This window comes from Methanobrevibacter sp. (genome assembly GCF_045116495.1).
GTDB lineage: Archaea > Methanobacteriota > Methanobacteria > Methanobacteriales > Methanobacteriaceae > Methanocatella.
In genome coordinates this window covers 1-11,895 of the sequence record NZ_JBGULU010000020.1, presented here as the reverse complement: position 1 = coordinate 11,895, position 11,895 = coordinate 1, and the positions used below count along the sequence as shown (strand labels likewise).

The 11,895-nt window shown below is 36.3% G+C and carries 13 protein-coding genes and 17 tRNA genes; 24 read left to right on the top strand and 6 right to left on the bottom strand.

Annotated elements, in window-relative coordinates:
- Positions 1-477, top strand: a 477-nt coding sequence (locus ACJMLH_RS00985; protein ID WP_405274077.1) for a DUF2207 family protein, incomplete at its 5' end; no start/stop codon positions are given.
- A gap of 5 nt (positions 478-482) precedes the next feature.
- Here the strand turns inward: ACJMLH_RS00985 and ACJMLH_RS00980 are convergent.
- Together ACJMLH_RS00980 and ACJMLH_RS00975 are read right to left on the bottom strand one after the other, a co-directional pair.
- A complete protein-coding gene (locus tag ACJMLH_RS00980; protein WP_405274076.1) occupies positions 483-1,037 on the bottom strand; it encodes a hypothetical protein in 555 nt (184 codons plus the stop codon).
- Positions 1,038-1,106: 69 nt separating this feature from the next.
- Positions 1,107-1,673 carry a hypothetical protein gene (locus tag ACJMLH_RS00975; RefSeq protein WP_405274075.1) on the bottom strand — a complete coding sequence of 189 codons (567 nt, stop codon included), beginning with the start codon at positions 1,671-1,673 and terminating at the stop codon, positions 1,107-1,109.
- A gap of 41 nt (positions 1,674-1,714) precedes the next feature.
- Between ACJMLH_RS00975 and ACJMLH_RS00970 the strand changes: the two genes are divergently transcribed.
- Genes ACJMLH_RS00970 through ACJMLH_RS00955 form a run of 4 tightly spaced genes read left to right on the top strand, consistent with a single transcriptional unit; the run spans position 1,715 to position 4,245 of the window.
- Positions 1,715-2,242: a YgjV family protein gene (locus ACJMLH_RS00970; protein WP_405274074.1), complete on the top strand. Its 528-nt coding sequence runs from the start codon at positions 1,715-1,717 to the stop codon at positions 2,240-2,242.
- Between the two features lie 54 nt (positions 2,243-2,296).
- Entirely contained in the window at positions 2,297-2,914 is a 618-nt protein-coding gene (locus ACJMLH_RS00965) for a TetR/AcrR family transcriptional regulator (RefSeq protein ID WP_405274073.1), read from the top strand.
- A complete protein-coding gene (locus tag ACJMLH_RS00960; RefSeq protein ID WP_405274072.1) occupies positions 2,911-3,516 on the top strand; it encodes a GNAT family N-acetyltransferase in 606 nt (201 codons plus the stop codon). Before ACJMLH_RS00965 ends, ACJMLH_RS00960 begins: the two co-directional genes overlap by 4 nt.
- Entirely contained in the window at positions 3,517-4,245 is a 729-nt protein-coding gene (locus tag ACJMLH_RS00955) for a flavodoxin family protein (protein WP_405274071.1), read from the top strand.
- 8 nt (positions 4,246-4,253) lie between these two features.
- Here ACJMLH_RS00955 and ACJMLH_RS00950 read toward each other — a convergent pair whose 3' ends face one another.
- Positions 4,254-4,730 carry a GNAT family N-acetyltransferase gene (locus tag ACJMLH_RS00950; RefSeq protein WP_405274070.1) on the bottom strand — a complete coding sequence of 159 codons (477 nt, stop codon included), beginning with the start codon at positions 4,728-4,730 and terminating at the stop codon, positions 4,254-4,256.
- A 36-nt stretch (positions 4,731-4,766) separates the two neighbouring features.
- On the opposite strand from ACJMLH_RS00950, the gene ACJMLH_RS00945 reads away from it, so the two are divergent.
- The 19 genes from ACJMLH_RS00945 (at position 4,767) to ACJMLH_RS00855 (ending at position 9,202) form a co-directional block, all read left to right on the top strand.
- The gene (locus ACJMLH_RS00945; RefSeq protein ID WP_405274069.1) at positions 4,767-5,237 is read left to right on the top strand and encodes a pyridoxamine 5'-phosphate oxidase family protein; all 471 of its coding nucleotides are present in this window, start codon (positions 4,767-4,769) and stop codon (positions 5,235-5,237) included.
- Between the two features lie 654 nt (positions 5,238-5,891).
- Positions 5,892-5,963: transfer RNA gene (locus ACJMLH_RS00940), tRNA-Arg, on the top strand.
- Between the two features lie 461 nt (positions 5,964-6,424).
- Positions 6,425-6,496, top strand: a tRNA-Phe gene (locus ACJMLH_RS00935).
- 341 nt (positions 6,497-6,837) lie between these two features.
- A tRNA-Met gene (locus tag ACJMLH_RS00930) sits at positions 6,838-6,912 on the top strand.
- A gap of 4 nt (positions 6,913-6,916) precedes the next feature.
- A tRNA-Lys gene (locus ACJMLH_RS00925) sits at positions 6,917-6,990 on the top strand.
- A gap of 3 nt (positions 6,991-6,993) precedes the next feature.
- Positions 6,994-7,068: transfer RNA gene (locus ACJMLH_RS00920), tRNA-Asn, on the top strand.
- Positions 7,069-7,168: 100 nt separating this feature from the next.
- Positions 7,169-7,241 (top strand) — tRNA-Glu (locus ACJMLH_RS00915).
- A 5-nt stretch (positions 7,242-7,246) separates the two neighbouring features.
- Positions 7,247-7,320: transfer RNA gene (locus ACJMLH_RS00910), tRNA-Val, on the top strand.
- Positions 7,321-7,345: 25 nt separating this feature from the next.
- Positions 7,346-7,418, top strand: a tRNA-Asp gene (locus ACJMLH_RS00905).
- A gap of 21 nt (positions 7,419-7,439) precedes the next feature.
- Positions 7,440-7,511 (top strand) — tRNA-Cys (locus ACJMLH_RS00900).
- A gap of 11 nt (positions 7,512-7,522) precedes the next feature.
- Positions 7,523-7,595, top strand: a tRNA-Ile gene (locus ACJMLH_RS00895).
- A gap of 9 nt (positions 7,596-7,604) precedes the next feature.
- Positions 7,605-7,676, top strand: a tRNA-Thr gene (locus ACJMLH_RS00890).
- Between the two features lie 121 nt (positions 7,677-7,797).
- Positions 7,798-7,870: transfer RNA gene (locus ACJMLH_RS00885), tRNA-Ile, on the top strand.
- A gap of 76 nt (positions 7,871-7,946) precedes the next feature.
- Positions 7,947-8,017 (top strand) — tRNA-Gly (locus tag ACJMLH_RS00880).
- Positions 8,018-8,721: 704 nt separating this feature from the next.
- Positions 8,722-8,792 (top strand) — tRNA-Gly (locus ACJMLH_RS00875).
- Between the two features lie 4 nt (positions 8,793-8,796).
- Positions 8,797-8,868 (top strand) — tRNA-Ala (locus tag ACJMLH_RS00870).
- 9 nt (positions 8,869-8,877) lie between these two features.
- Positions 8,878-8,948: transfer RNA gene (locus ACJMLH_RS00865), tRNA-Gly, on the top strand.
- A 4-nt stretch (positions 8,949-8,952) separates the two neighbouring features.
- A tRNA-Ala gene (locus ACJMLH_RS00860) sits at positions 8,953-9,024 on the top strand.
- Positions 9,025-9,046: 22 nt separating this feature from the next.
- On the top strand, positions 9,047-9,202 hold the full coding sequence (locus tag ACJMLH_RS00855; RefSeq protein WP_405274068.1) for a hypothetical protein: 156 nt from the start codon (positions 9,047-9,049) through the stop codon (positions 9,200-9,202).
- Between the two features lie 259 nt (positions 9,203-9,461).
- Here the strand turns inward: ACJMLH_RS00855 and ACJMLH_RS00850 are convergent, their stop codons facing one another.
- From ACJMLH_RS00850 to ACJMLH_RS00840, 3 genes are all read right to left on the bottom strand, one after another.
- Positions 9,462-10,853 carry an MFS transporter gene (locus ACJMLH_RS00850; RefSeq protein ID WP_405274067.1) on the bottom strand — a complete coding sequence of 464 codons (1,392 nt, stop codon included), beginning with the start codon at positions 10,851-10,853 and terminating at the stop codon, positions 9,462-9,464.
- Between the two features lie 14 nt (positions 10,854-10,867).
- Positions 10,868-11,320, bottom strand: coding sequence for a MarR family winged helix-turn-helix transcriptional regulator (locus tag ACJMLH_RS00845; RefSeq protein ID WP_405274066.1), 453 nt, complete (start codon positions 11,318-11,320; stop codon positions 10,868-10,870).
- A gap of 101 nt (positions 11,321-11,421) precedes the next feature.
- Positions 11,422-11,895: VWA domain-containing protein (locus ACJMLH_RS00840; protein ID WP_405274065.1), on the bottom strand; the 474-nt coding region annotated here is incomplete at its 5' end.

The window sequence follows — 11,895 nt, the reverse complement described above, 5'->3', positions numbered from 1 at the left end:
GGCATAATCATATTCATTTTAGGATTATTTACAAATCTCCGCAATGGAATATTTGCAATAGGTGGCGGAATTGCACTTGCAATATTCTCATTTATTGTAATAATGCTTCCAGATGATATCTTCGGACAATGGACTGAAAAGGGCAGAGTCTTCTATCTCAAATGGAAAAACTTTAAGGAATTCCTAAAGGACAACAGTTTAATTAACGAACACCCTCCGGAATCAATAGTTGTTTGGAAGAAGTACCTGATTTATGGAACCTCTCTTGGAGTAGCTAAAAGTGTAGAAAAAGCCATGAATCTTCATGTACCTAATGTCAGTGATTATGATGACGGTGTGTTCCTTTACCATTATTATGGATACCATACATTTTATCATGCACACAGCAGTGCTGGCAGCACCACATCCTCTTCTGATTCAGGAAGCTTCGGAAGCTTTGGAGGGGGATCAGGTGGTGGAGGTGGAGGAGCATTTTAGCTTCTCTAATTCATTACTCCAACGCTGTATCCATTGGTTCCCACAGAGAAGAATGAATGATGTCTGTTATCTTGAGGATAATCATTTCTTTGTGATTCAATCGCATTGACAATCTTATAATTTTTAAATTCTTCAGAAAGAATATCATAAAACTCATCATGGGAAAATTTGGAATCTGAACAGCTTTTTACGACCTCTTTAATCTCTGGTGTTATGTTTTCACCAAGCCATGAGATATAGTAGAATTCCTCACCTGATGAAAACCATAATTTTGATTTGTTTTTCTCGATATTATCATCATAACTCATGAAATGAACTGCATCGTGTCCTGCAATCTTAACCTTTTTGATATGGGAATTTTGCTCCATATAGTAACCGTACAGACTCATTATATTTGGATTGACGAATCTGATTGTAAACACGTCAATGTCTTCGTCAAATTCATACATATGGAAGTCACTTTTGTATGGATTTTCATATTGAGGAGGTATTTTGAATGTTTCATAGCCGACGGTTGCATTTGTCCAGTTGGATGAGTCAATGGCACTGGCTGTGCTCATTAAAATAAATAATCCCAGTAAAAGTATAATGAGTTTTTTAATCATGATAATAGTATGTGTTCAAGCTATTTAAATAACTACCTCATAGTCAACTTTTCTGTTGTCTCTCATTCTGGAGTCCATATCAACCAAATCATAAACTAAAGGATTGGCCATCAGTATCATCCATATCTCGTAGGTTGTCTTTACAAAATCATCATTCAATTTAATGTGGTCATGGACAATCGGACATTTGTATGGAAATTCGGATTCGTCAAAAATTAGGTGGAACTCTCCTTTTTTGTCCATGTGTGGTATAAGTGGAAATGTTCTGCATTGGATTGGTCTGATTGACCTGTCGCATTTAGGCGGATTTGTGCATTTTACAAGATATATCTGACCCTTCCAGGAGTGGGGATATTTGATTTCTGATGAATCGATATAATATAGTTCAAAATCAGGGGAATCCTCATACATCAGCTCTTCGCCCGGAAGCAAATACAGTGCCAGTTCTTCGTTCCTGTAATCTTCTGCATCATAAACGCAGCATACTTCACCGCAGAGTTTTCCGCAGTCAAAATCAACAGGTGTGACGCTGTCAAGTCTTTCATAAATTTTTTCTATTGACTTTCTCATTTCGCTTGCAGTAATTTCCATAAGTTTACTATTTATTTTAAAAAATATAAATGTTATAATTAATGAATTTGCCAATAAATATCATCATAGGAAATGCAATATCACTGATTGCCGGGATTTTTCTCATTTTAAGCATGGTGGTCAATGATGAAAAGGAAGCATATAAGCATCAGTTCCTGAATGCATTTGTCCTTATGATATCTTCATTCTTTTTTTATTCCTGGACAGGAGTTACCACAATGGCAATAGCCGCTACAAGAAATATGATGGTTTACAAGGACAGGTTAACCTTAAACTGGACAGTATTTTTCGTTGTATTGTCTGTAGCATTGGGTCTGCTGGTAAATACAATGGGTTTTATAGGGCTTCTTCCGATAATTGCAATTGTCCAGATTACAATCTGCAACTATATGCTTAAGCAAATCAAATGGATCAAACTTAGTTTCATTGTAAACGAGTTCTTCTATATTGTTTATTTCCTTGCAATCCTTGATTTCTCATCTTCAGTCATTGAAATAATAACTGCAGGTATTGGTCTGGTGTCATTTTTTAAATTGATTTGGGATGAAAATCATACTAACGCTCGTTAGTTTTAAATATGTTGAAATCAAAAATGTTAATGTAAACTAACAGGTGTTCGTTAAATGACTAAAAACAGGATTCTTGATGTATCGATAGATTTGTTCTCACAATTCGGATATGATGGCGTTTCCATAAGACAAATTGCCGGAGAAGTTGGAATAAGGGAAAGCTCCATATATAATCATTATCCGAATAAACAGGCCATTTTGAAAGCTATTTTGGATTATTATGTTGAAGAAATGGTCAGTGATGATATTCCGATAGAGCAGGCCAGCCTGAATCTGGACAAGGGATTTGACTATTTCTACAATGCGGGCTGCGATGCATTTATGGGAAAGCTATATGAAGAAAAAATGATGAAGATAACAAGATTGATGCTAATCGAATCATATCACAATGACGATGTAAAAAACTTCCTGAAAAGTGCAGTTATTGAAGCTCCGGTTCATGGTTGGATTAATCTGTTTAATCTGATGAAAGATAAAAAATTAATTATAAAAGACTGTGATGTAAAACAGCTGTCAGAATCATTTTTCTATTATGGAATGTTTCTATTGTATGAGCACTTCATAATAAATTACCCTGAAGATGACGAGAAATTCCTAAATGAATTTATGGAAAAGACAAAAAAACATGCAAGAATAATTTTTGATTCGGTTAAAATTGAGGAGGAATCATGAAAATAAGGCTGGAAGAAGAGGCCGATTATTTGGAAGTTGAAAAAATGGTTAGAGATTCATTCTGGAACATATATCGGCCGGGTGCTTTTGAACACTTCATCGTGCATCAGTTAAGGGATGATGAAAGTTTCATCAGGAATCTGGCATATGTCATTGAAGAGGATGGTAAAATAATAGCCCACATCTGTTATTCCAAAGGATATCTTCAGTTTGAAAATCAAAGAGAGGATGCAGTTGTATTGGGTCCTGTAGCCATTGCAAAGGATTATCAAAATCAGGGACTTGGAACAAAACTGATCAGATACACATTGGATTTGGCTGAAGAATATCCATATGTTTTCGTGATAGGTGATGAAAATTATTACCGGATATTTGGCTTTGTATCTGCATCAAAATATAACATTTATCTTGATGGAACTGATTTGGAAGAAGAAAATCCGTTTTTCATGATTAAAGTGTTTGATGAAGATGAATTGTCAGAGGAACTGGCAATTTTTCATAATCCTGATGTGTTCAACGTTAATGCTGATGAGGTTGATGAATTTGACAGACAGTTTGAATATAGGAAAAAACTAGTATTGGAAGGTCAGTTAGGTGTTTGAATGAAATATGTAATTATAAACGGTTCTCCAAGAAAGAAAAATACATGGGCAGTTGTAAAGCAGGTTAAAAAAAGTTTAAAAGGTGATTTTGAAGAAATTCAATTAATCAAGGAAAATATTCCTCCATGTAACGGATGCTTTAAATGCATTATGGAAGGGGAGGAAAAATGCCCTCATTACGATAGGGTTCATCCGATTGTAGAGAAAATGCAAAATGCAGATGGAATCATAATGACCTCGCCGGTATATGCAATGAATGTTACAGGTCTTTTAAAGAATTTCTTTGACCATGTGGCCTATTTTTATCACAGGCCTGCATTTTTTACCAAAAAGGCACTGGTGATTGTGACAACCGCAGGAGCGGGTGACAAGGACACGGCCAAATATATGGATGAAACACAAAGGCATTGGGGTGTAAATAAGGTCTATAAAATTACATTCAAACGCGGCGGAAAAGATTCACTGGATAAGGAAGCTATTGATAAGGTTGCACGTAAATTTGCACAGGATGTTGAATCAAAAAAATTGCATTCTCCAAAATTAATGGACATCATTTTTTTCGATGTCTGGAAAAGAATGGCACTGATGGAAGATCCTATTGAAGCGGATAAAAAATACTGGTTTGAAACAGGTTTGGTAAACCATGATTTTGCACCTGAAGTAAAATTGGGAATAGTCAAAAAGACATTTTCAAAAATAATGTTTGCAATACTGAAAAGGGTTATGTAAATTTTCAGTTATTCATTGGCTAATTTTTCCAATTCTTTGTCTGTAAGATGGAAAACGTTCCAGTCTTTCTGTTTTGCACCTAAAGATAAATAAAAGTCAATACTTGACTTGTTCCATGAAAGACAGGTCCATTCAAATCTTCCATAACCTCTATCAACGACTATTTTGGCCAGTCTTTTAAGCATTGCCTTGCCGTAACCCTTTCCCCGATATTCGGGGTCAATGAAAAGGTCTTCCAGATGAAGATTCACATTTCCGATATAGGTTGAAAAACTTAGGAAAAATAATGCAAATCCGATGACTTTATCATCTTCAAGAGCAAAAATGACCTCTGCCTGCTGCTTTTCAAAAACCCAATATCTTATGTCTTCTTCTGTAGCAATTACTTCATCGAGTCTTTTTTCATAATCAGCAAGTTTTTTAATGAATTCCAAAATCAAACTCACATCACTTTCTTCAGCGTTTCTAAAGGTTAATCTAGACATATAGTTATTTTAGTCACTTTTGTTAGATATATGATTATGTTTAGAAATATGAGAAGAAAAGGCCAGCAGCTTACAATAGATGAATGTGAAGAGATACTGATAAGTCAGCCAAGAGGAGTTCTGGCACTTCTGGGAGATTATGACTATCCGTATGCCCTTCCGATGAGTCATGTTTATGTAAACGGCAAAATATATTTCCATGGTGCTCAAAAGGGACACAAGAATGATGCAGTTTTGAACCATTCCAAATGCTCCTATTGTGTTATGGATGATGGCGTTAAAGCTACTGACAGCTGGTGGTATACATTTAAAAGTGTCATTGCCTTTGGTAATATCAAAACATTAACTGACAAAGATGAAAAGATAGAAGCGCTCACTTACTTGGGGGATAAGTTCTTTCCAACTCATGAGGAAACAGTCGATGAGATTAATCGTCTTTTAGAGAGAACTGAAGTGTTTGAGATTACTATTGACCATATGACTGGAAAAGTTGTTCAGGAAAAATAGCTATTTTTTTGTCGGATAAAGTAAAACCTTTCAATGATTTAAATAATTCCTGAAATAGATTATAATTTAGATTTCAGTTAGAATAAATGGGAATCTGTTGTAAAGTAAATCCTTTAAGTGATTTATATATAAACTAAAACGAATATTTAATTAGATGATTATTATGAATATTAAATGCCCAAGTTGTACAGAGTCTATTAGATATAGGCAGGATATTTCTGTGTGGGAATGCAGTAGGTATTGGTTTAAGTCCAGCTTTGGGCTTAATGATTAATTAATCTTTTACCAATTTCGATACATCACCACATATTAATTATGCCTAAGTTTATGATTAAAATAATCATTACTGATTTAGACTTTTTACGATTTTTTTAAGCTAATACATGGGAAACTAGCTCAGTTTTATAGTTGATGCCTAAAGATCCTTGTCTTTGGTTCAAATTGGATATCTTGCATTTTAATATTGTATCTCTGTGTAGTATAATGGTAGTACGTGGGGCTGTAGACCCTGAGGTAAGAGTTCGATTCTCTTCACAGAGACTTTGAGAATATCTTTAAATTCTCATCTAGTAACTTCACACAAAAATTACACCTATATTGATATTAAGGATGAAACATTTTGTTTCATTCTTATTAGTCGTGTTAATCAAATTTGCTCTTGTGGTATAAGTGGAAGAACACGGGCCTTCTAAGCCTGAGATTGGGGTTCAAGTCCCTGCTAGAGCATTTCATTTAGATTCCAATAGGGATCTAAATCATATATAAAGCAATTCCTTTATGGGATTTATATATAATCTGGAATAGATTATTATTTAGATGTCTTTTGAAGAGATCTGAAGTATATGTAAAGTAATTCCTTTATGGGATTTATATATAAACTAAAACAAAAATTAAAATGATGATTATTATGAATATTAAATGCCCAAGTTGTACAGGACCTATTAGTAATAGGCAGGATATTTCTGTGTGGGAATGCAGTAGGTATTGGTTTAAGTCCAGCTTTGGGCTTAACGATTAAATATTAATCACAACCAAGCTCTTTTTCACACAAAATATTTTGATCTATACTTTCATTGGATAATTTTAGACTTTAAACAGGTAAAATCCAATGGTATCTGCTAATCTGACTTTTTACAACTTTTTTATAAATTGTCAACGTTAATGTTTATAACTTGATAATAATTTATGCTCTCTTAGCTTAAATGGTAAAGTCCGGGGCTGAAGACCTCGTTTTATCGGTTCGAATCCGGTAGAGGGCATTTATATTATATCTGTGTCTGCATAATGATAATATCCGGACTGCAAATCCGGAAAAGAGGATAGATTTCCTCAGCAGAGACTTGAAATCATTTTTGATTTCGTAATGAGGATGTGGTGTTAATGGTTAACATCTGTGCCTTGGAGACATGGGATTCAGGTTCGAATCCTGGCGTCCTCATTTGTATAGGATTATGGTGTAATACGGTAAACATATCAGGCTTTGGACCTGGTGCTCACAGTTCGAACCTGTGTAATCCTACTCTGGAGAGTAATCGCTCCACAAGATAAATAAAAAGTGATAAATGTTGATAAGTATTGGGGCAGTTTATCTGCCTCTATTAACGGGGTGGTGTAGTCTGGAAAACACGTAAGGCTCATAACCTTATGATCATCGGTTCAAATCCGATCCTCGTTACTTTGGGTGCGTAGTATAGTTGGTTAATACATCGGACTTTTAATCCGAAAATCATGGGTTCAAATCCCATCGTTCCCTTTTGGGTTTGTGGTGTTTAACAGGTAACATACTAGACTGTTAATCTGGTGTTAGTGGGTTCGAATCCCCTCAAATCCGCTTAAGATTTTAAATCTTAAAAAATGCTTTCATAATATATTCTCCGAAATTGAAGGAGTTTAGTTTCTAAACTCCTTTAAAAAAATTATAAGTTTCGAATGCCTCTATAAGGTAGTTGGCAATCCTCCCGGACTTTCGATCCGGGTACCGGGGTTCGAATCCCCGTAGTGGCATTTATAGGCCTGTGACTCAGTCAGGTAGAGTGTCGCCCTTACGAGGCGAAAGCCGAGGGTTCAAATCCCTCCAGGCCTACTTAAATAGACATAAGATTAGTCTTGGGGAAGTGGTGTAACGGTTAACATGCTGGGCTGTCTACCCTGTGATTCCGGGTTCAAATCCCGGCTTCCTCGTTAAATAGTATAAAGTATGTTGGTGACGTGGCCGAATGGTAAGGCGCTTGCCTGCAAAGCAAGTTTTTTCCGGTTCGAATCCGGACGTCCCCTCTTAGTGATATAGGCCCGTAGCTCAGGGGTTAGAGTGCCCGGCTGATAACCGGGTGATCGTGGGTTCAAATCCCACCGGGCCTACTTTATTATGGGTTTGTAGTTCAATTGGTAGAATATCTCCCTTGTAAGGAGAAGATCTGGGTTCGAGTCCCGATAAACCCTTTTAATTGTCATATGGCTTCATTGGTGTTTAATGGTAGCATGCAAGTCTGTGGCGCTTGTGGAAAGGGTTCGAATCCCTTATGTGGCCCTTAAAATTTATTCAAAAAACAAATTTGCATATAGGATCGTAGCTCAGTTGGTAGAGTGCATGACTCATAACCATGTCGGCGAGGGTTCAAATCCCTTCGGTCCTACTTTAATCCTTTAAAAGTGTGGTTGTGGCCTAATTGGTTTGTGGTATTGCCAATTAGGCCAAGTTAAGATGTATTTGCTTTAGTGGTGTAATGGTAGCATACGACTCTTCCGAAGTCGTGATTTGGGTTCGAATCCCAGCTATAGCACTTCGTATCAGTTTCATTGAAAAAGTCCTACTTATAAGAAGTTTGGACTTCATCCATTCTGGTACATTTTGAGGACGTGGTGTAATGGTATCATATTTGTCTCCAGAACAAATGATGGGGGTTCGATTCCTTCCGTTCTCATTTAAAACAGGTGTGGTCTAATTGGTTTGTATCGCCAATTAGACCAGTTAAGATGCATAGCCTCAGTTATGTAATTGTAATTCTGTGGTGGATCCAATATTGGAGAAGGTTCGATTCCTTCCTGTGTCTCTAAGCCGTAACAATTATGGCTTTCATTCATGAAAAATTCATGAAAAACAAACAATATCTATAAATAGACTTAATGTGTGTCTTATGGTATGTAAATAGGTTTAAACTTATTATCAATGGTTTAATCCATTTCATACCTTTTAAATTGAGCATATTAATCTATTAAATCAGTTTAATTCAGTATTGGCAGTTATGGTGAAGTGCACCGAATGGTAAGGGGCTAGACTGCTAATCTAGTATGGTAAAACATGTGGGGGTTCGAATCCCTCCTTCACCGCTTAAAATATATGTGCTTGTAGTTTAATCGGTAAAACTGCTGTGGACAGCTGAATGCATGTTCGAGTCATGCCATGCACAATTTGAGATTTCAATAATCTCATATGTTTAACCTCAATTCCTTTAATTTGCCAGTTAATTAATTTTAGCTGGCTATTGCTTTAGTGGTGTAATGGTAGCATACGACCTTGCCGAGGTTGAGATTTGGGTTCGAGTCCCAGCTTTAGCACTTTGGGGCATTAGTTCAGTTGGTAGAACACTCCGCTAGCAACGGGGGGCCTAGGGTTCAAATCCCTAATGCTCCATTTAATTTAGCTTTAGTGGTGTAATGGTAGCATACGACCTTGCCGAGGTTGAGATTTGGGTTCGAGTCCCAGCTTTAGCACTTTGGGGTATTAGTTCAGTTGGTAGAACACTCCGTTTGCAACGGGGGGCCTAGGGTTCAAATCCCTAATACTCCATTTAATTAGCTTTAATGGTGTAATGGAAACACACATCCCTGCGGAGGTTGTAATCTGGGTTCGAGTCCCAGTTAGAGCTTTTAGTATTGAAGTGTCATATAGATTTATTAATTTTCATATCATTCACTCCTGCACTTCAATACTTGTTGTAGCAGTCAATGCTACAAGTCTGCCATAATTAATTTCCAAAATACATAGAGTTAATATATCTTGGTGCCGTTAATCGGTGCCTAAAAGGTATATTTAAATAGGGAGAGGCTCATATTGGATGAGAAACTATATGATGGTAGTTTGGGGTTCGAATCCTCACTCTCCACTTTTTTTTAATTTTTTATAAAAATTTCGAGTGAATAGTTGAATCAAAAAATAGACAATATATTCATTCAAATACTAAACAACATTAAAAAAATAAGAAAAAATTGATAGTAAAAATACTATCAATTAGGTCTGTCGGTATTGAACTTGTCGCTTGATTTAATTCCAACAAGTGAGGCAAATACTGAAAGGATGCATGCTATTGTACATATTAAACAGATTATTTGTGATGCCTGCACAATCATGCTTGCATATTGAGGAGCCAGTTCCAGACTGCCCATCACCCAAGCAAAGACTAGTGTTAGAAGTCCTAAGCTCATGGTCTGGCCTATTGTCCTCATTGTTGCCTGTGAAGCTGAAGCGGTCGGTGCATCTTTCGGTGGTACTGAACTCATAATAGCATTCATGTTTGGACTTGAGAACAATCCCATTCCAATACCCTGCAACACCATGGCCAAAACAACAACGTAAAGTGGTGTGTCTCCGGTGAGGAATGTTAGAATTGCCAGCGCAACTGCAGCAATGCCGATACCGATTGCAGCCAGTTTTTGCGGATGTATCCTATCTGAAAGTTTACCTGCATTAGGTGCCATAATTGCCATGATGATAGGTGTGATAATCAGTATCATTCCTGACATCTGTGCATTCCAGCCTCTTACATATTGGAAATGATAGTTTAGAATTGTTGTAACTACCATAATAGCCAGATAACTGCATAATGCAGCAATATTGGATGATGTAAACTTCTTGTTTTTAAACAGATTTATGTTGAATACAGGGGAAGTCTGTCTTAACTCATACCATCCGAATATAATGAGTAAAATTATACCTAAGACAGTTAAAATTTTTCCGTTTGTTGTAATCAATGTTGTAAATCCATAGATAAATGCCAGAATACCAATGGCATATAGAACAGATCCGACTTTGTCGATTTTATCTTTTTCATAGGTTTTCCACTCTTGAGGTATTTTTAATATCATTAAGATGATACACAGGACCAAAAATGGGATTACAAAATAAAACATTGACCTCCAGCCAAGGTTATGTACTAAAAATCCGCAGATTACCGGTGAAAGTGATGTTGCAAGATATACTCCTGTTACTGTAAAACCCAGTGCTTTTCCTCGGTTTTGTGGTTTGACTGCCTGAACCACCATTGCCATTGCAGACACGTTCAGGAATGCAACTCCTGCGCCCTGAATTACTCTAAATACTAAAAATGATTCTGTTGAAAATGCAAGACATGCACCTATTGACCCTAATAAAAATACAATGATACCTGCCAGCAGTGTCTTTTTAACTCCGAATTTTCCTGAAATTTGTCCTGCGGGAACTGTAAATACTGCCACCACCAGGAAAAAAATTGTCGGTACCCAGTTTTGAATAACGTTATTCATTGCAAAGTCCTGTGCAATTGCCGGAACACCGATAATTATACCATTTGATAAAAACACCGCAAAAAAGGATGTTATAAATGATACAAATATTACATATGTTTCAAATTCTATTTTCATAATTTTCCCTCTTTTTATAAATCTTCTGTTAACTTCATTCCGTTAATGGCTATTTCCTTAATTCTTTTTTTAAGTTCATAATCTTCATCTGTAATGCCGACTTCCCTCTCCCAGTCTTTTGATATCAGTCTTATTTTCGGAACGAGTTCATCAGCTTTGGAAGTGGTTTTAAGCATGTATTTTCTTCGGTTTTCAGGGTTGACTTCTCTTTTTATGTATCCGTCATCTTCCAGTTTTTTGAGTGATTTTGCAACAGTTGCCTTGCTCTGGCCGAACATATTGACCAAATCGTCCTGGGAGATGCCGGGATTGTCAAAGATTGCCATTATGTATCTCATCTCATGGCCAAGATTCATATCCTTGATGTGTGAATTCAGATATTTCATCTGGTTTTTTGAGATATTGTGAATCCAGGCAACAAAGGGCGAGTTATCCCATATCCCCTGAAAATTGTCTTCACTATTCATGTTTAAAAATTAGTTTTAAAGAATATATAAATGTTTCTTTTGAAACAGTTAAAAAGTAAACAATAAAAAAATTTCAAAAAAAATATTGGGATTTAGAATATTCATTCTAAATCTTTTTTCCATCCTCTTTCCATTTCTTCAGCATTATCTTCCTCATAAGCTTTTTTGAAAACTCTTGCTCCGGTAAATAATGCACCAAGACCTGCTGCAGATTTTGTGAAATTGGCACTGCGTGTTCTTGGAATGCCTAATGATGCTGCTTCAGCATATGAGTCGATATCTGCACCGATAAATAGAAATTCCCAGTCATGGTCTTCAATAAGTTGTTTAACATCACTTCTGGAAAATTCCATGGATGAGTTTTCAAGACCGTCTGTGGTAATTACAAACATTACCTTGTTTGAAACTTCCTTGTCAAGTGAAAGAATTGTTCTTCCGACTGCATCCAAAAGTGCAGTGCAACCGCTAGCGAAGTATTCATTGTCTGTTAACAGCTCAACTTCATCGATTGGTTTTCTGGTGTATAAAATATGGTATTCGTCATCGAAAAGTACTAAAGTTACGCAGGTTTTCTT